The 18,242-nt window shown below is 63.5% G+C and carries 19 protein-coding genes; 8 read left to right on the forward strand and 11 right to left on the reverse strand.

Annotated elements, in window-relative coordinates:
* The coding region (locus tag NKI20_RS26920; protein ID WP_352836080.1) for a transposase at positions 1-347 on the forward strand (347 nt) is incomplete at its 5' end.
* Positions 348-607: 260 nt separating this feature from the next.
* On the opposite strand, the gene NKI20_RS26925 is transcribed toward NKI20_RS26920, so the two are convergent.
* Positions 608-1,306 (reverse strand): type 1 glutamine amidotransferase, encoded by a 699-nt coding sequence (locus NKI20_RS26925; RefSeq protein WP_352836083.1) that lies wholly within the window; start codon positions 1,304-1,306, stop codon positions 608-610.
* An 88-nt stretch (positions 1,307-1,394) separates the two neighbouring features.
* Here NKI20_RS26925 and NKI20_RS26930 point away from each other — a divergent pair, with 88 nt between their 5' ends.
* The 4 genes from NKI20_RS26930 (at position 1,395) to NKI20_RS26945 (ending at position 5,553) form a co-directional block, all read left to right on the forward strand.
* Positions 1,395-2,042: a hypothetical protein gene (locus NKI20_RS26930; protein ID WP_352836085.1), complete on the forward strand. Its 648-nt coding sequence runs from the start codon at positions 1,395-1,397 to the stop codon at positions 2,040-2,042.
* Positions 2,043-2,073: 31 nt separating this feature from the next.
* Positions 2,074-2,808, forward strand: coding sequence for a 16S rRNA (uracil(1498)-N(3))-methyltransferase (locus NKI20_RS26935; RefSeq protein WP_023756832.1), 735 nt, complete (start codon positions 2,074-2,076; stop codon positions 2,806-2,808).
* A gap of 260 nt (positions 2,809-3,068) precedes the next feature.
* A complete protein-coding gene (locus NKI20_RS26940; protein ID WP_352836088.1) occupies positions 3,069-4,442 on the forward strand; it encodes a glutamate--cysteine ligase in 1,374 nt (457 codons plus the stop codon).
* Between the two features lie 100 nt (positions 4,443-4,542).
* Complete coding sequence (locus tag NKI20_RS26945) at positions 4,543-5,553, forward strand: DUF937 domain-containing protein (RefSeq protein WP_352836091.1); 1,011 nt, start codon at positions 4,543-4,545, stop codon at positions 5,551-5,553.
* Positions 5,554-5,722: 169 nt separating this feature from the next.
* Here NKI20_RS26945 and NKI20_RS26950 read toward each other — a convergent pair whose 3' ends face one another.
* Positions 5,723-6,013: a DUF1127 domain-containing protein gene (locus NKI20_RS26950; RefSeq protein ID WP_352836094.1), complete on the reverse strand. Its 291-nt coding sequence runs from the start codon at positions 6,011-6,013 to the stop codon at positions 5,723-5,725.
* A gap of 176 nt (positions 6,014-6,189) precedes the next feature.
* Between NKI20_RS26950 and NKI20_RS26955 the strand changes: the two genes are divergently transcribed.
* The 3 genes from NKI20_RS26955 to NKI20_RS26965 all read left to right on the forward strand — a co-directional run bounded on the left by NKI20_RS26955 (position 6,190) and on the right by NKI20_RS26965 (position 9,983).
* The gene (locus NKI20_RS26955; protein WP_023756837.1) at positions 6,190-7,146 is read left to right on the forward strand and encodes a LysR substrate-binding domain-containing protein; all 957 of its coding nucleotides are present in this window, start codon (positions 6,190-6,192) and stop codon (positions 7,144-7,146) included.
* Positions 7,147-7,228: 82 nt separating this feature from the next.
* Positions 7,229-8,860, forward strand: coding sequence for an exodeoxyribonuclease VII large subunit (xseA, locus tag NKI20_RS26960; protein WP_352836098.1), 1,632 nt, complete (start codon positions 7,229-7,231; stop codon positions 8,858-8,860).
* 4 nt (positions 8,861-8,864) lie between these two features.
* A complete protein-coding gene (locus NKI20_RS26965; RefSeq protein ID WP_352836100.1) occupies positions 8,865-9,983 on the forward strand; it encodes a DmpA family aminopeptidase in 1,119 nt (372 codons plus the stop codon).
* Between the two features lie 71 nt (positions 9,984-10,054).
* On the opposite strand, the gene NKI20_RS26970 is transcribed toward NKI20_RS26965, so the two are convergent.
* The 9 genes from NKI20_RS26970 to ehuB all read right to left on the reverse strand — a co-directional run bounded on the left by NKI20_RS26970 (position 10,055) and on the right by ehuB (position 18,204).
* A complete protein-coding gene (locus NKI20_RS26970) occupies positions 10,055-10,309 on the reverse strand; it encodes a hypothetical protein (RefSeq protein ID WP_352836103.1) in 255 nt (84 codons plus the stop codon).
* Between the two features lie 447 nt (positions 10,310-10,756).
* A complete protein-coding gene (gene doeB / locus NKI20_RS26975) occupies positions 10,757-11,755 on the reverse strand; it encodes a N(2)-acetyl-L-2,4-diaminobutanoate deacetylase DoeB (RefSeq protein ID WP_352836106.1) in 999 nt (332 codons plus the stop codon).
* A 5-nt stretch (positions 11,756-11,760) separates the two neighbouring features.
* Positions 11,761-12,951 (reverse strand): ectoine hydrolase DoeA, encoded by a 1,191-nt coding sequence (gene doeA, locus NKI20_RS26980; RefSeq protein ID WP_352836108.1) that lies wholly within the window; start codon positions 12,949-12,951, stop codon positions 11,761-11,763.
* A gap of 116 nt (positions 12,952-13,067) precedes the next feature.
* A complete protein-coding gene (eutC, locus tag NKI20_RS26985; RefSeq protein ID WP_352836111.1) occupies positions 13,068-14,060 on the reverse strand; it encodes an ectoine utilization protein EutC in 993 nt (330 codons plus the stop codon).
* Positions 14,057-15,049: a hydroxyectoine utilization dehydratase EutB gene (eutB, locus tag NKI20_RS26990; RefSeq protein ID WP_352836114.1), complete on the reverse strand. Its 993-nt coding sequence runs from the start codon at positions 15,047-15,049 to the stop codon at positions 14,057-14,059. The genes eutC and eutB overlap by 4 nt, the downstream gene beginning before the upstream one ends.
* A gap of 4 nt (positions 15,050-15,053) precedes the next feature.
* On the reverse strand, positions 15,054-15,830 hold the full coding sequence (eutA, locus tag NKI20_RS26995) for an ectoine utilization protein EutA (RefSeq protein WP_352836116.1): 777 nt from the start codon (positions 15,828-15,830) through the stop codon (positions 15,054-15,056).
* A 3-nt stretch (positions 15,831-15,833) separates the two neighbouring features.
* Positions 15,834-16,493, reverse strand: a complete 660-nt coding sequence (gene ehuD / locus NKI20_RS27000; RefSeq protein WP_023756846.1) for an ectoine/hydroxyectoine ABC transporter permease subunit EhuD — start codon at positions 16,491-16,493, stop codon at positions 15,834-15,836.
* 34 nt (positions 16,494-16,527) lie between these two features.
* A complete protein-coding gene (gene ehuC / locus NKI20_RS27005; RefSeq protein WP_023756847.1) occupies positions 16,528-17,187 on the reverse strand; it encodes an ectoine/hydroxyectoine ABC transporter permease subunit EhuC in 660 nt (219 codons plus the stop codon).
* A gap of 165 nt (positions 17,188-17,352) precedes the next feature.
* Complete coding sequence (ehuB, locus tag NKI20_RS27010; RefSeq protein WP_352836121.1) at positions 17,353-18,204, reverse strand: ectoine/hydroxyectoine ABC transporter substrate-binding protein EhuB; 852 nt, start codon at positions 18,202-18,204, stop codon at positions 17,353-17,355.
* Positions 18,205-18,242 lie beyond the last annotated feature (38 nt).

Consider the following 18,242-nt stretch of genomic DNA (forward strand, 5'->3'; position numbering starts at 1 on the left):
TCTACGAGGACCTCTACTGCGCCCGCGGCGAGATGGAGAACCGCATCAAGGAATGCCAGCTCGACCTGTTTGCCGACCGCACCTCTGCCGCCACCCTGCGCGCCAACCAGCTCAGGCTCTGGTTCGCCTCGATGGCCTATGTGCTGATCTGCGCGTTGCGCCGCATCGGCCTGGTGGACACACGGCTCGCCAGGGCAAGCTGCGCCACCATCCGTCTCAAGTTGTTCAAGATTGGCGCCCTGGTCAGCGTCTCGGTGCGCCGCATCAAGCTGGCCATGAACTCCGCCTGTCCCTTCCAGCGCGAATGGGCCCTGACCTATGCCCGATTATCAGCAGCCGTCGCCTGAGCGGCCCCGATCCACCCTCCCGCCAACAGCCAAGGAACCAGCGCCGAACCACACCAACCCGCTCCAAGCGGCCGACATCCCTTGCCCGCAGCTCAAGCGCCTGCAAAATCGCTGCCGCCAGCCTCGCGCCGAAAGACTGTGTGAGATATCCGGGCTAGGATAGCGGGCGGACACAAGCCAAGGATGAAAGCGGTTTTCCCCAACGGTTTCGCCACCGCGTGCCAATTATGTCACGCGGCGAGGCCCTGAGGGACGGATGCTCAGATCGTCGCCACCCAGGCGCGGGCGATGGCGAGGCCGGCAGCGTCCGCATCAGGCCCGTTGCGGGCCATTTCGCCGTCGAGCGTGCCGGCCCAATCGGGGTGGCGCGCGGCGATGATCGGGGCAAAGGACGTGCTCCAGTCCTTGACCATGGGGCGGTCGGCCTCGAAATGGAACTGGAAGCCGTAGACCGCGCGGCCGACTCGAAACGCCTGGTTCTCGGCGACATCGTTGCCGGCTAGCCGCACGGCGTTCTCCGGCAGCACGAAGGTGTCGTCATGCCACTGGAAGATCGGGAATTGTTCCGGCAGCGCGCCCAGCACCGGATCGGCCTTGGCGTCCAGCGTCAGCGACACGCCGCGCCAGCCGAACTCGTTGGCGCCGCCGATGCGGTTCTCGCCGCCGAAGGCACGGGCAACGAGCTGGCCGCCGAGGCAGATGCCGAGCACGGCGCGATTCTTGTCGGCGAAATCGCGGGTCAGTTGGAGCAGTGCCGGGAAATAGGGGTACTCGTCATCGGCCAGCGCATTCTGGCCACCGCCGAGGACCACCATGGCATCATGCCCGGCCGCGTCATCCGGAAGGGTGTCGCCCTTGTAGGGGAGACGCAGATCGAGATCGGCGCCCGCCTCCGCAAGCGCGGCGCCAACCTGACCAAGGCCGGTATTGTCGTAGTTCTGGACCACCAGCACCCGCATCGCAAAACCCTGCTGACATGAAAATGATGCGACGAGCGATATCATGCCGTCTGTATTGCAGCCAAGATGGGTATTGCGGGAGAGAACTATGCCACTGCAGAACCGGGTCGATCCGTTCGGTGTCATCCACGCCGTACCCGAGCGCGGGCTGTTCACCGGCAATCGCGGCATCATCCACGATCCCGAGACGAAGACGCTGTTGAAGAAGCGCTGGGCGCTTCAGGCCTGGATCATCTGCGTCTGCCAATTCCGCAATGTGCGGCGCGAGCCGATGGGCCGCAACCGGGAGGGCGGCAGAGCGGGGTGGACCGAGCTGTTCTTCCTCGACGAGGTGACGGCACTGGCGGCCGGGCATCGCCCCTGTTTCTTTTGCCAGCGCGAACGGGCCAAAGATTTCGTCGGTCGCTACGGCGAAGCTTTCGGCATTGCCGAGCCGCGCGCGCCGATGATCGACAAGCGGTTGCACAAGGAGCGGCTGGCGTCGGGCGGCCGGCTGGCGATGGTGGCCTTTGAGGAGCTTGCCGGCCTGCCGGACGGCGCCCTGGTTGCGGATGGCGGCGACGCTTATGCCTTGCGCGGCGGCAAGGTACTGCGTTGGTCTTTTGGCGGATATGGCCCACCCGCCGATTTCGCCCTGCTCGAAGGCAAGACGCTCTCGCGGCTGACACCGGCCACGACGCTTGCCGTGCTGCGGCAAGGCTTTCGACCCGTGTGGCATCCGTCGGCAGAGGCTTGACGCCGGCGGCCGGCTCGCTCATTCCTCGCCAATGCGCGCCAACTACAAGATGCAACGTCTCTTCGTGCCCGACGATCTGCGGCCAGACATCGAATTTGAGGCCGGTCAACAGCAAAGCCATTATCTCCTGCACGTGCTGCGGCTCGGCGAAGGTGCCGAAATCCTGGTATTCAACGGCCGCGACGGCGAATGGTCGGCGGCCATTGCGGCGAAGACAAAAAGGGCGGTGCGGCTGAAAGTGTCCGTGCTGCAACGGCCGCAGCCGCCGCTGCCCGACCTTATCTACTGCTTTGCGCCGCTGAAGCAGGGCCGCCTCGACTATCTCGTGCAGAAGGCGGTCGAGATGGGCGCCGGCATCCTGCAGCCGGTCATCACCCAGCACACGCAAGTGGCCAAGCCTTCGATCGATCGCCTGCGCGCCAATGTCGTCGAAGCCGCCGAACAATGCGGCATCCTGGCGGTGCCTCAAGTGCTCGAAGCGGAAAAATTCGAGCGTTTGCTGACCGGTTGGGACAAGGAACGGCGGCTGATCTTCTGCGACGAGGATGCCTCGACCAACAATCCGCTGCCCGCGCTGCAGGCGGTCAAGGAAAAGAAGCATGGCCTGCTGGTCGGGCCGGAGGGCGGTTTTTCCGACGACGAGCGCAAGATGCTGCGCGCCCTGCCCTTCGTCACCGCCATTCCACTCGGACCGCGCATCCTGCGCGCCGATACGGCCGCAGTGGCCGCACTCGCGGTGATGCAGGCGACGGTTGGAGACTGGTGAGCGACCCCCTTCCCTTCTCCCCCCTTGTGGGAGAAGGAAGAACCGTCGTCACCGTTCAATTCCTGTTCACCTGTGGCTCAGGATTTTTCGCTTGCTCGTCTGCTGACATTTCGTCCATTTAGCGCCGGCGATCGTCCGATCGTCCTATAGCGCCACGCGTCCTTTCGGACACACAAAGGACGCTGTAGCATTTCATTGGGTTCATGGTCCTTCCGAAAATCGAAAGCAGATTTTCGCGGTCATGTGCTGAGGGCTTACAAATGGCGCGCGATACAACCGATTTCCGCCCGATCGAAGGTGTCGACGAACTCGTCGAGCATCTGGCCGAAGGCAACAAGCCGCGCGACAAGTGGCGCATCGGCACCGAGCACGAGAAATTCCCCTTCTATGTCGACGGCAACGCGCCTGTGCCCTATGGCGGCGAGCGCGGCATCCGCGCCATCCTCGAAGGCATGCAGTCAAAACTCGGCTGGGATCCGATCATCGATGATGGCCGCATCATCGGCCTTGTCGAACCGACCGGCCAGGGTGCGATTTCGCTGGAACCCGGCGGCCAGTTCGAGCTGTCCGGCGCGCCGCTGGAGACGATCCACCAGACCTGCCGCGAGGGCAATGCCCATCTGGCGCAGGTGCGCGAGATCGCCGAGCCGATGGGCATCCGCTTTCTTGGCCTCGGCGGCAGCCCGAAATGGTCGCTGGCCGAGACGCCGAAAATGCCGAAATCGCGCTACGAGATCATGACGCGCTACATGCCCAAAGTCGGCACCAAGGGCCTCGACATGATGTACCGCACCTGCACGATCCAGGTGAATCTCGACTTCGAGAGCGAGGCAGACATGCGCCGCAAGATGCAGGTGTCGCTGAAGCTGCAGCCGCTGTCGACGGCATTGTTCGCCAATTCGCCTTTCACCGAAAGTCACCCGAACGGCTTGCAAAGCTGGCGCGGCGACATCTGGCGCGACACCGACAACCAGCGCTCGGGCCTGCTCGAATTCTGCTTCTCACCCGATTTCGGTTTCGCCGACTATGTCGAATGGGCGCTCGACGTGCCGATGTATTTCGTCATCCGCGACGACCACTATCACGACATGACGCACATCACCTTCCGCCAGTTCATGGCCGGGGCCGCGCGCAATGAAGTGCCGGACGGGCTGCCGACAATGGGCGACTGGGCAAACCATCTGTCGACGCTGTTTCCGGACGTGCGGCTGAAGCGCTTCCTCGAGATGCGCGGCGCCGACGGCGGGCCGTGGCGGCGCATCTGCGCATTGCCGGCCTTCTGGGTGGGGCTTCTCTATGATGAGGCAGCGCTGGACGCCGCCGAAGCGCTGACTTCCAGTTGGACCTATGAAGAAACGCTGGGGATGCGCAACGCGGTGCCGGAACAAGGCATTTCCGCGCCCTTCCGCAACGCCACGCTGCGCGAAATCGCTCGCGACGTGCTGGTCATCTCGCGCATGGGGCTGAAGAACCGCGGCAAGAAGAACCGCGACGGCTATGACGAGACCTCCTTCCTCAACACTTTGGACGAGGTCGTCGCCCGCGGCACAACCAGCGCCGAGGAGATGCTGTCAGCCTATCACACGCGCTGGGGCGGCTCGATCGAGCCGGTTTTCATGGAATACGCCTATTAGGCCTCGGATATGACGCAGCCGATCGATCGGCAAAAGCCGCTTCAATCGGAAGTCGAAACAAACTAGGCTTCTTCGGCGAGGATTTCCGGAGGAGACGCCGATGCCTACCTTGTTCGACATGCTGACGCAGGCCCAGAACGGCAACGGCATGCAGGCCCTTGCCCAGCAATACGGGCTTTCGATGCAGCAGACGCAAGCGGCGGTTGCCGCATTGCTGCCGGCCTTTTCGCAGGGGCTGCAACGCAACACCGCCGACCCCTATGGGCTCGGCGCCTTCATGACGGCGATGGCCAGCGGCCAGCACGCCAAGTATTTCGAGGACGCAACCAGAGCCTTCTCGCCGCAGGGCGTCGATGAGGGCAACGGCATTCTCGGACATTTGTTCGGCTCGAAGGATCTATCGCGCGCCGTCGCCAGCCAGGCGGCGCAAGCGAGCGGCGTCAGTCAGCAGATCCTGCAGCAGATGCTGCCGGCGATCGCCTCGATGGTCATGGGCGGGTTGTTCAAGCAGACGACAAACCAGATGCGGGCCGCCGGCGGTTTTGGCGGCGGCGGCAACAATCCGCTCGGCGAGATAATCGAGCAGATGATGCGGCAAGGTGGCGGCATGCAGGCCCCGGCGCCGCAGCCCCAGAACCCGATGGATAACCCGCTCGGCAAGGTTTTGCAGGACATGTTCGGCGGCGGGGCGCCACAGCCGCAGAGCCAGCCGCAGCCGGCACCCAATCCCTATGGCGACAATCCGCTTGGCAAGGTGCTGCAGGACATGTTCGGCGGCGGCGCACCTCAGCCGCAAAGCCGCGCGCAGCCGCAGCAGACGCAAAGCCCCTACGGCGACAACCCGCTGGGAAAAATCTTCGAGGAGATGTTGCGGCAGGGCGGAGGCGGCTTCGGCATCCCGGGCGGCCAGCCGGCGCCGCAGCAGCCTCAAGCGCCCCCACAGCAGCGTCAGGCGTCGCCACCACAGGCCAATCCGAGCGGCCGGCCAAGGAATCCGTTCGACGACCTGTTCGGCAAGATGTTCGAGACCGGCGCCCAGCAGCGTGACGACTACCAGAAGGGCGTGGAAACGATCTTCGACCAGTTCAAGCGCGACATGGACCGGCGGTAGGTCGACAACAAACGCCATCCCAAACCAAGAAAAGAAAAGCCCGGTCCTGGGAGGACCGGGCAGAGTGCAGGCGGGCCGGCGGGGATCCGGCAGGGAGTGGGGCCTGCATACTTTTCAGTCGCGCCGAACCTCTAAAAGGTTCAAAGCAACCTGAACAACAAGCAGCCGATCAAGCGACCTTGCGGGCGAAATCCTCGATCGTCTCGATGCGATCGCTGGCGATTTCGCGCAACATCGCCGTCGGGTCGCGGCCAAACGGCACGTCGATGGCGACATGCAGGTCGGCGCGCGTCAGGCCGATATCGGCGAGCTCGGCATCCGACATCTCGCCCAGGCGATAGAAGGCGCGGCGGTTTTTCCAGGCGCGGTAGACGTTGGAAATGGTGTTTGCCACGCGCGTCGCAACGGCCGGACGCGAGGTGGTGCGCGAGGTCTCGGTGGCGAAATCAAACGTGGTCATGTCGGTCTCCTTCAGACTCGAACGAGCAAGGCTAGCAATCGGCGCTGACAACAGCGGCGGTTCCGGTCCCAATTCACATGCTTTCATGTGGACAATGCGAATTTGACATGATGCGATTGATTAATCCAACGAATGTTTCTAATCTTAGGCATCAACACTAGTGATGGATCATGTCGATGAAATCGCCTCTCGATCTCGATCAGTTGCAGACCTTCATCTCGATTGCCGACACCGGCAGCTTCACCAGAGCGGCCGAAGAGGTGCATCGGACGCAGTCGGCGGTGTCGATGCAGATGCGCCGGCTGGAAGAGCGGATCGGCAAGCCGCTGTTCGAGAAAGACGGGCGCACCAACAGACTGACCGAGGAAGGCGACAAGCTGCTGTCCTACGCGCGCCGGCTGCTCTATCTCAACCGCGAGACGCTCGCCGCTTTTGATGATCGGCGGCTCGAAGGCACGATCCGCATCGGCACGCCGGACGATTATGCCGACCGTTTCCTTCCGGAAATCATGGCGCGGTTCACGCGCTCCAATCCGCGCGTCGAACTGACTGTCATCTGCGAGCCGACACCGGGGCTTGTCGAGCATATCAAGCGCGGCAATCTCGACCTGGCGCTGGTGACGCACAACGACGTTCGCGGCCAGTCGGAGGTGGTGCGGCGCGAACCGCTGCTGTGGGTCACCTCGGCCAACCATGCAACGCATGAACAGGAGACGCTGCCGATGGCCTTTGGCCGGCCGAACTGCATCTGGCGGCGCGCTGCAGTCGATGTGCTCGACCAGCAGAACCGCGATTATCGCATCCTGTTCACCAGCTTCTCGGCCACCGTCATCACCGCCGCGGTGCTTTCAGGCCTGGCAATCTCGGTGCTGCCGGAATGCGCGCTGCGGCCCGGCATGCGAGTACTGGGTGAGGCCGACGGCTTCGGCGCCCTGCCCGATTGCCGCATCGGCATCATGCGCGGCCAGACGTCGCGACCCGAGATCGTCGACGCGCTCGCCCGCCATATTTCGGAAAGCCTCGACAATATTTCCGTGCCGCTCAGCGAGGACACCGGGACATTCGATTTCGCGGCGCTCGCCTTCACGAAGCTGCGGCGAAGCAAGCCGAACCAGATCCTGCCCGGCTGGTAGGCGGGTCAGGCATGCGGGTTATGAACGCCTGGCCGAGAGCGGCCACCTTGACGCGGGCGCCCAACCGTCCCCCAATCGGCCGATGAGCGACGCATCATCCGAATCACGCACAAACGCCACCGAATACACGGTGAGCGAGATTTCCGGCGCGCTGAAGCGCACGGTCGAGGACGTGTTCGGCAATGTGCGTGTGCGCGGCGAAATCTCGGGCTATCGCGGGCCGCATTCCTCCGGTCATGCCTATTTCGCGCTGAAGGACGACCGCGCCCGGCTCGACGCCGTGGTGTGGAAGGGCACGATGAGCCGGCTGAAGTTCCGCCCCGAAGAGGGGATGGAGGTGATCGCCACCGGCAAGCTCACCACCTATCCCGGCAAGTCCAATTACCAGATCGTCATCGACAATCTGGAGCCGGCCGGTGCGGGCGCGCTGATGGCGCTGCTGGAAGAGCGCAAACGGCGGCTGCAGGCCGAGGGCCTGTTCGACACCGGCCGCAAGCGGTTGCTGCCGTTCATGCCGCGCGTCATCGGCGTCGTCACCTCGCCGACAGGGTCCGTCATCCGCGATATCATTCACCGTATCAAGGACCGGTTTCCGCTGCATATCCTGGTCTGGCCGGTGCGCGTGCAGGGCGAAACGTCAGGCGCGGAAGTGACTGCGGCGGTCAACGGCTTCAACGCGCTGGCATGGGACGGCGCCATCCTGCGCCCCGATCTGCTGATCGTGGCGCGCGGCGGCGGCAGCCTCGAAGACCTCTGGGGCTTTAATGACGAGGCGCTCGCCCGTGCCGTTGCCGCCTCCGCGATACCGGTTATTTCGGCTGTCGGCCACGAGACCGACTGGACGCTGATCGACCTCGTCGCGGATGTGCGGGCACCGACCCCGACCGGTGCGGCCGAGATTGCAGTGCCGGTTAAGGCGGACCTTGAAGCCACGCTTGCCAGCCTCGGTGCGCGGCTCAAGGCTGCGGTCCTGCGCAATTTCGAACGCAAGCGGCAGGCCGCCCGTGCGGCCGCCCGTGCTCTCCCCTCGCCCGATCAATTGCTGGCGCTGCCGCGGCGGCGCCTCGATGATGCGACATCTAGGCTCGGCCGCGGCCTGATGGTCTCCACCGAACGAAAGCGGGCACGGTTCTTCGCTGTAAAGCTGACACCGGCGATGCTGTCCCAGCGCATTGCCGAGGTGCGGCGCTCCAATGAGCGCAATCTTTTGCGGGCACAAGTGGCGCTACGTGCGTTGGCAAGAGCCCGGCGTGCGGAATTAAATCGTGCGGCGGACCAGTTGCCGAAATGCGCCAGGGCATCGCTGCAGCGGCACAGGCAGCAACTGGCTTTGCTGCAAGGCCGCATCACGATCGATCCCACAGCGCGGCGGCAACGCGTGCAGAGGGATTTGCTGACAGCTTTAACAAGACGCGGTACGCAAGCCGTGGGGCTCAGGCTGGAGCGCCTGCGCGGCCGCGTGGTACAAGCCGAAAGGCTGATGGCGACGCTGTCGCACAAGGCGGTTCTGGCGCGCGGCTTCGCCTTGGTGAAGGACGCCGACGGAGCGGTGATCAAGCAAGCATCTGAGGTAGCGTCGGGAATGGCGCTTTCGCTTGAGTTCGCGGACGGCACCGCCGATGCGATTGCAACCAGCGGCACGGCAAAACCGAAAGCGGTGGCCAAACCAGCAGCCAAGGCCAAAGTATCAGGCAATCAGGGATCGCTGTTCTGATGCCATGACCGACAATCCGAACCACCTGGCAACGCCTTCAGGCAAACCCCGCGCGCGAAGTCTTGGCATCGTCTTCGACGGGACGCCCGGCCCGTTCAACGCGATCACCGATGTGCCCGGCGTAGCGGTCGGTTACGCGACGCTGATTTCCGGCGACGGCGCGCTCGTCGTCGGCCAGGGTCCGGTGCGCACCGGCGTGACCGCCATCCTGCCCAGGCCGCGTGCCGATCTTGCCACGCCGGTCTTCGCCGGCATCTTCAGCCAGAACGGCAATGGCGAACTAACCGGCTCGCACATCGTCGAGGAAACCGGCGCTTTCAACTTCCCGATCACCATCACCAACACGCATTCCTGCGGTGTCTCACGCGACGGCACGCTGCGCTGGATGCAAAGCGTGCTGCCGCCGGCGCTCGACAGCGCCTGGGGCCTGCCGGTAGCGGCGGAGACCTATGACGGCTTCCTCAACGATATCAACGGCCACCATTTGACTTTTGAGCACGTCGCCCAGGCTCTTGACGGTGCGACCGGCGGACCGATCGAGGAAGGCAGCGTCGGCGGCGGCACCGGTATGATCACCTTCGGCTTCAAGGCAGGTTCAGGGACCGCGTCGCGCGTCGTCGAATGGCAAGGCCATGGCTACGCCGTCGGCGCCTTCGTGCAGTCGAATTTCGGCAAGCGACACAATTTTACCATTCGTGGTCTGCGTGCCGGGCTGGAACTCGTCGAACCGGCGATCCGCGAAGGGGCGCCGCGCGCCGAAAAGGGCTCGATCATAGCCGTCATCGCCACCGATGCGCCGTTCCTGCCGCACCAGATGAAGCGACTGGCACGCCGCGTGCCGCTCGGCGTCGCCATGACCGGCGGCTTCGGCTATCACAGTTCAGGCGACATTTTTATCGCCTTCTCGACCGCTAATCCCGCAGCGGCTCTGGCACCGTCAGGCAGCATCGCCAGTGCCGACTTCATCCCTGACACAGACATCGATCCGTTTTTCGACGCGGTGATCCAGGCCGTGGAGGAAGCGATCCTCAACGCGCTGGTCGCCAATGACGACATGAGCGGACGCGACGGCAATTTCGTGCCGGCGCTGCCGAAGGCGTGGCTGAAAGAAAAATTTGGCTGAAATTGATCGTTGAAACGAAAACGCGGCCAAGCAAGCCCGCGTGTTTCATGCGGGGGGTCGCCCCTATTTGATCATTCCGCTGCTTTGCTGGACGCCTGCTGGCGCTCGTCGGCCTCGGCCGCTTCCTCGAGCCTGGAGGCGATGAGTTCCTTGATGTCGCCGACTTCCTCCTGGATATCTTCCAGGGGTATGCCGACTTCGGCCGCCTTGGCGGCGCATTCCTTGGCCAGTGTCTCGGCCTGCTTCTCGATCCGGGCCTCGGAAGGCTGGCAGTGGACCTTCTCACCGATCCATTCCTGCAAGAACTCGATCGCATGTTCACTCATACTGCTGTTCCCTTGCGGCAAAGCCGGTTGGTAATCATAAACGTCGGCACCCCGCAAAGGATGCATGTCCCCATTCCAGCCGAGTCGCGGTCACTCGGCAAGCCGATGCCGTCCAACGTCCACAGAGCCATAGGAAATCGAAGGGTCAAGAACATTTTCTGATTCTGGAGGGGTCGGTACCGAGGCTGGGTCACGCCCAGCGTTGCGCCACTGTTTCTATTTGCTTTTTTCCGGTTTCCGAGCCGATTTTCGTCACAATAGATGGCGCAACTCACAACACATTTACAGTCGCTTCGAGGTCGCTGCCCTCAGGCGCGCGGGTCGAAGCCGCCGCTATATAGTGGCATCCTCGGGCAATGTCGACTCCGCTCGCCATCCTGCTTCTTTCCGCCGCGCCGAAGGGCGGAAACAAGCCAGGATGGACAACATTTGCCGCAGGTTCAAGCTTCAGACGTGCACAGCCACGACCGCCGCGCAGTCGCCGGCCTTGACCAGGCCGGGGAAATGCCGCGCCGCCAACATGCCCGACATTTTTGCCAGGATTTCCTGGGGGGCTATGCCGGTGCGACCGGTGGAATGGATGCGGGCAAGCACCGCGCCTTCTTCGACCGGCTCGCCAAGATCGACCATGGTTTCGATCATGCCGTCTTCCTCGGCGAACGAAAAACAATCGCCCGACGGCATGTCGAGCCACTGCGTCGGACCCTTCTCGACCGCTCCGGCCACGATGCCGGTATGACGCAGCACATTGAGAATACCGCGCCGCGCGATCCGTACGGTTTGCGCACGCGAGGTCCCGCCGCCACCAAGTTCGGTGCTGACAAAAACCTTGCCCATCTCTTCGGCTGCCGTGTCGTACATGCCGACTGAATCAATCTCGATCATGCGCATCGAAAACGGCGCGGAAAATGCCGCAACCGCCTCGAAGGCTTTCTGCTCCAGTGCCTTGTCCGGCAAAGTATGCGCGGCGCAGAACGGCACGAAGTCCAGCGTCCTGCCGCCGGAATGGAAATCGAACACGATGTCGGCGCGAGGCAGCAACTCACGTTGAAAATAGTCGGCGATCTTCTCGGTCACCGTGCCGTCCGGCCGGCCGGGGAAACTGCGGTTCATATTGCCCTTGTCGATCGGCGACGTCCGCGTGCCGGCGCGGAAGGCCGGATAATTCATCGCTGGCACGATGATCACGGTGCCGCTGACATGCTTGGGATCGAGCGTGCGGGCGAGGTCGTAAAGCGCCAGCGGCCCCTCATACTCATCGCCATGGTTGCCGCCGGTCAGCAGTGCCGCCGGCCCCTTGCCGTTGCGGATGACGCAGATCGGGATCATCACCGAGCCCCAGGCCGAGTCGTCTCGGCTGTAGGGCAGGCGCAGGAAACCATGCTGGACGCCGTCATGGTCGAAATCCACCGTCGGCGCGATCGGTGATGGGCGTAGACTCGACATCGGGTTCAATCCTTCACCACGAGTTTGCGCGGCACGTTGGCCAGGCACTCTACACCGGTTTCGGTGATCAGGATGGACTCGGTGATCTCCAGTCCCATCGTTTCCAACCACAGGCCGGTCATGAAATGGAAGGTCATGCCGGGCTTGAGCTCGGTACGGTCGCCAGGACGCAGGCTCATCGTGCGTTCGCCCCAGTCCGGCGGATAGGACAGACCGATCGGGTAGCCGGTGCGGTTATCCTTGACGATGCCGTATTTCTTCAGCACGCTGAAGAAGCCATTGGCGATATCTTCACACGTGTTGCCGGGCTTGGCTGCCGCCAGACCCGCTTCCATGCCTTCCAGCGTCGCCTTCTCGGCATCGAGGAATTCCTGTGTCGGCTTGCCGAGGAAGACGGTGCGCGACAGCGGGCAGTGATACCTGTTGTAGCAGCCCGCTATCTCGAAGAAGGTGCCCTCGCCTCGCCGCATCGGCTTGTCATCCCAGGTCAGGTGCGGCGCCGAAGCGTCGGCGCCCGACGGCAGCAACGGCACGATCGCCGGATAGTCGCCGCCAATTCGCCCCTCTGGGCCGTCGACACCGCGCGTGCCGGCATCATAGATCTCGGCAACGAGATCGCATTTGCGCATGCCGACCTCGATCTTGTCGACGATGCGCTGATGCATCGCCTCGACGATGCGGGCAGCCTTGCGCATCAAGTCGATCTCGGTCGGGCTCTTGACCGCGCGCTGCCAGTTGACCAGCGCGGTGGCATCGACGAAGCGGGCGTTAGGCAGATGCTTCTGCAGCGATGCGAAGGCGGCGGCCGAAAACCAGTAATTGTCCATCTCGACGCCGATGTTGAGCTTGCCCCAGCCGCGATCGGCAAGCACGCTGGACAGAAAATCCATCGGGTGGCGCTCTGTCGACTGCACATAGTGATCGGCATAGCCGACGATGTTGTCATGCGCGAGATAGGCGGTGCGCTTGGCGCCATTGGCGTCCTGGCCGCGGCCGTACCACACGGGCTCGCCCGAGGGCGGCACGATGACGGCCTGGTGTACATAGAACGACCAGCCATCATAGCCGGTCAGCCAGGCCATGTTGGAGGGATCGCTGACGATCAGGAGATCGACGCCCTTGGCCTCCATAGCTTTCCGCGTCTTGGCGAGGCGATCCGCATATTCGCCTCGCGAGAATTTCAGGTTCGGCTGCATTGTTCTTGGTCCTCGTTTGTTGGGCCTCGGAACCCGCTTCAACTTCGTTGAATCTGGCTCCAGTCAGTTTTCTTGTTTGAGCATGATCTCTTCGGATCATGCTCTTGCGGCCAGCATCAGCTTTCGAAAATGGTTCCGGATTTGGCCGCCCTCGCGCGGTCGCGCGCAAGCGTGGCGATCGCCGTATCCTGCACGCCGGTGCCGGTCAGGTCGGCAATGGTGATGTCGCCGGGCGAACGCCGGCCGTGTTTTGCGCCGGCGACGATCTGGCCGAGTTCGGTCACCTCTGCGTCTCCAGCCAACACACCCGCCGCGATGGCATGATGCAGTTCACCCAGCCGCCTTGTCTGGCTGGCGCTGTCGGCGACGTAGAGATCGGCCATGCGCAGGATTGCCGGCGCAATCTCGTTCTTGTGCTCGGCGTCAGAGCCCATCGCAGTGACGTGCTGACCCGCGGAAACAAACCCCGCCTTGATCAGCGGCTCGGTCGACGGCGTGGTGGTGACGATTATGTCGGCGCCGGCAACCGCGTTTGCGGGATCGGGTTCGACGTACACGGCGATGCCGAGCTTTTCGCGCAGCGCGCCAGCAGTCGTCTCAGCCTTGACGGAATCCCGCGCCCAGATGCGTGCCTCAGCGATCGGCCGCACCAGCATGAGTGCTTCGAGTTGAAGGCCCGCCTGCACACCGGCGCCAAAGATCGCTGCCACTGAGGAGTCCGGCCGCGACAGATGTTTGGCCGCGACCGCGCCGGCGGCAGCCGTGCGGACATCGGTGAGATAGCCATTGTCGAGCAGCAGCGCTTCGACCAAACCGGTTTTCGACGACAGCAGCACCATCATGCCGTTGACGCTGGGCAGGCCAAGCTTGGGGTTGTCGAAGAAGCCGGGGCTGATCTTGATGGCAAAGCCGTCAATACCTGGCACATAGGCGGTCTTCACATCGACCTCTCCACGATGCTCGGGAATGTCGAGCCGCAGGATCGGCGGCATCGCCACCGGCAGAGTGGCGAGCGCGCGGAAGGCATTTTCGACGCAGGCGACCGCATCGTGATCCAGCGTCACGATCGAGCGCAATTCGGCTTCGGTAAGGATCGTCATCCGGCTCATACGGCATCCTCCTTCAACAATGGCGCCTCGCAGACGATCCTGCGGTGCGCATTCATGTCGATATTGCGGCCGGAGAGAAGCACGACCACCGGTCCATTCGCTCCGACCTTTCCCGCGAGCAGCGCGGCGATCCCGACCGCGCCGGCGCCCTCGACGATCTCGCGCTCCTGCGCATAGGCGTGGCGGATGCCGGCGGCGATCTCGTCCTCGCTTAGCAGGATGACATCGTCGAGCAGATCGCGGCACATGGCGAAGGTCAGCCGGTTGTCGAGGCCGATGCCGCCGCCGAGCGAATCCGCCAGCGTTGGCAATTCTTCCACCAGCACCGGGTGGCCGGCATCGAGGCTGGCCTTCATCGCCGCTCCACGCGCCATCGAGACACCGATGATTTTTGTCCCGGGGCTGACGCCTTTGATGGCTGCGGCAACGCCGGAGGCGAGCCCGCCGCCGGAGAGCTGGACCAGAACGAGAGCAGCATCCGGAACCTGCTCGATCATCTCCAACCCGAGCGTGCCTTGCCCGGCAATGATGGAAGGATGGTCGAAGGGGGGCAGCATGACCAGCCCTTCCTGCGCGACCAGTCGCTCGACCTCCTGCTGGGCATCGTCCTGGCTGTTGCCGACAATGCGGACCTCCGCGCCAAGCCGGCGGATTTCGTCGAGCTTGTTGCCCGGCACCAGCCGCGACATGCAGATCACCGCACGCAGGCCTTCGAGCTTTGCCGCGTGCGCCAGCGCCCGACCATGATTGCCGGTCGAGGCCGCGACCACGCCCCGCGCCTTCTCGTCAGCGTTCAGCGAAGCGACAGCATTGGATGCGCCACGCAGTTTGAAGCTGCCCGTGGTTTGGCGATGTTCGAGCTTGAGGTAAACCGGCACGCCGCAGCGTTCCGAAAGGCTATGGGACAAAACTGTTGGCGTGCGCTCGATCTTGTTGGCGATACGCTCACGGGCGATACGGATGTCCGCTAGGGCGATGGCGCGCGTCATTGTCTTACTGTCCGAGTGGCAGCGTCATCAGACGGCCGAATTCGGGATGGGCTGTCTCGTCGCCGCAGAGCCGCAAACAATTCCAGGCTGTCGCCTGGTTGCTGGTCACTACGGGACGGCCAATCGCCTTTTCCATGCCGGTGACGGCGAGTGCAGCGCGCAGCGCCGTGCAGGACACGAACAGGGCATCGGCGCTGGCTTCCGTCGCCTCACGCGCGAGATCGACAAGCTTTGCCGGGGCGATGCGCGCCATCTCGCGATCGTCCTCGAACCCGAGACAGGTGAAGCTGGCGATGTCGAACCCTTGCGCGGCGAAATAGGCGGCCATCGGCCTGGATGTCTCGACCGTGTAAGGCGTGAGAATGCTGATCTTGCGTGCACCCAGCGCACGCAGCCCTCGTACGCCGGCCATCGGCGGCGTGACGACTGGTACGGCGGGTTTGGCGGCCTGGACCGCGGCCTCGATCTCGGCATCGCCGATCACCACCGAGGCCGACGTGCAGGAATAGCAGATCGCATCGAGCGGTTCGTCGGGCAGGATCAGGGCCGCGCCTGCCGTCAGCGCCGGCTGCATCTTGCGCAGATTTTCCGGTGTCGTCGGGTTGGCGTAGGGAATGCGCGCGACATAGACGCCGATCCGTTCGCTCGCCACCATGCGGCGAAAATCCGGCTCGCTGGTGTGATCGGTGGCCAGGATAATCAGGCCGACGCGCCGCTCAAGCGGGCGGGCATCCAGCGCTGGCCGCTTCTGATAGACCTTGATCTCGGGCAGGAGTTTCACGAACTACCTCTCGATTTTGCCGTAGCGGCGTTCCAGCCAGCGCAACAGCACCACCGAAAACAGACTGATGACGAGGAAGAAGGCACCGACCAGCGTGATTGGCTCGATATAGCGATAATAGGTGTTGGCGACGCTTTTCGCCTGGTTCATCAGCTCAAGCACGGTGATCGCCGACAGCAGCGGCGTTTCCTTGAACATGGCGATGAAATAATTGGCCAGCGCCGGGATCATCGGCGGAATGGCCTGCGGAATGATGATGTGGGTCCAGGTCTGCCCGGCGCTCAGATTGCACGCCTTGGCGGCCTCCCACTGGCCGCGCGGCACATTGTCGATGCCGGCGCGATAGACTTCCGCCGTGTAGGTGCCGTAGTGGAGCCCGAGCCCGATGACACCGGCCACCAACGGCGGTAACAGGATGCCGATATCGGGCAGCACGTAGAAGATGAAATAGAGCTGCACCAGCAACGGCGTGCCGCGAATGAACTCGGCCAGGAAGCCGACCGTGCGAGACAACGCCTTGTTGGGCGAGCGGCGCGCCAGCGCGATGCCCAGCCCGACGATCGCCGCCAGCACCGAGCCGAGCAGCGTCGCCAGGATGGTGATCTTCACCCCCTGGATCAGAGTCGGCATGATTTGCCAGACGAAATTCCAATCCCATTCCATCAGCAGGCCCAATTTATCAGAAGGGCATTGGCCATCAGACGCGCACCCCATCGAGGCCGCGCGCCATGCGGCGCTCCAGCGAGCGCACGCCCCATGAGATGAGCAGCGCCAGAATGAAATAGATGAACAGGATGGTGGTGAACGGCACCATGGTGTTACCGGTCTGCGAGCGCACCACCTGCGCCTGGAAGGTCAGGTCGGCAAGCGAGATCAGCGACACGACGGCGGTCGCCTTGAGCAATTCGATGGCGTTGTTGCCGAAGGTCGGCAGCATCACCAGCAGCGCCTGCGGCAGGATGACGTGACGCATACCTTGCCAGCGGCCAAGATTGAGCGCGGTACAGGCCTCGTACTGTTCGCGGCCGATCGACTGGATGGCGCCACGCACCACTTCGGCGGCGTAGGCACCGACATTGAGGCCAAGCGCCAGCACGCCGGCCTGCAGCGGCGTCAACGAAATACCGATGAAGGGCAGCACGAAATAGGCCCAGAACAACTGCACGAAAATCGAGGTGCCGCGGAAGAATTCGATATAGGCGGTGGCCAGCGCGCGCAGAATGAAGAAGCGCGACAGCCGTCCCATTCCGGCAAGAAAGGCCATGAACAGGGCAAGCACCGATCCCATCAGCGTCAGCTCGATGGTGACAAGCGCTCCCTGCAATATCAGGCCGAAATAGCCGGACCATTGGGTCATCGAGGGTTCCAACGTTAGGTTTAGCTCCTTCTCCCCGTTCACGGGGAGAAGATGCCGGCAGGCAGATGAGGGGCGACGCTGAACTCTCAGAGGTAGGCGCCGCGCCTCATCCGTCACTTCGTGACACCTTCTCCCGTAAACGGGGAGAAGCGCAAAAAGGCGCGCCTATTTCGCCGCGCAGAGCTTGTCGCGTGTCGTCGACATCGCGGCCGCCGCCGAGAATCCGTAGGGCTCGATGATCTTGGCGAACTCGCCCGATGTCTTCAGCTTGGCCAGTTCGACGTCGAAGGCATCGCGCAGCGCCTCGTCGCCCTTCTTGAAGGCGGCACCGTCGCAATAGACCGGCGCGCCCTGCACTGGCGCGATGACTTGGAGGTTTGGATCATTGGCCTTTTTGACCAGGTCGTTGATCGACAGAACAGGCAGCGAGTAGACGTCGATACGGCCATCCTGCAACATCTTCACGCCGCTCTGGCCGTCAGGCACGACGATGACACGCTCGCGTGGCACGCCGGCATTGAGCGCCAGCTTCTCTTCTGTGCCGCCGCCGGGCGCGCCGATGGTGGCGGTCGCGTCCTTGGCAACATCCTCGTAGCTCTTGAAACCCTTCGGATTGCCCTTCTTCACCAGCATCGCTTCGGCGTCGCACAGCACCGGTTCAGAGTAGGCAACGGCGGCGCAGCGCTCCGGTTTCATGAACAGGCCAGCGGTGACGACGTCGAAGCGCCCGGCCTGCAAGCCGGGGATCATGGCGCCATACTCCGAGATCGAGGCGACGATGTCGGCAACGCCGAGGCGCTTGAAGATCTCGCGCGCCACATCGGGCGCCGCGCCCGAGACCTTGCCGTCGGCAGCGACGGCCGTATAGGGCGGCTCGTTGGCGATGGCGACGCGGGCAAAACCCTGCGTCTTGAGTTGCTCGAGCTTGCTGTCGTCGGCCGAACCGGTGGTCGAGGCTGCCATCACCGCGGTTAGCGCAAGACCGGCGACGCCGGCCAGAATGCCAAATTTCTTCATTGTTCCCAACTCCTTGTTCCTTGTCCTGCTTTTGTACG

This window comes from Mesorhizobium sp. M0830 (assembly GCF_040319965.1).
In the GTDB taxonomy this organism is placed as follows: Bacteria; Pseudomonadota; Alphaproteobacteria; order Rhizobiales; family Rhizobiaceae; genus Mesorhizobium.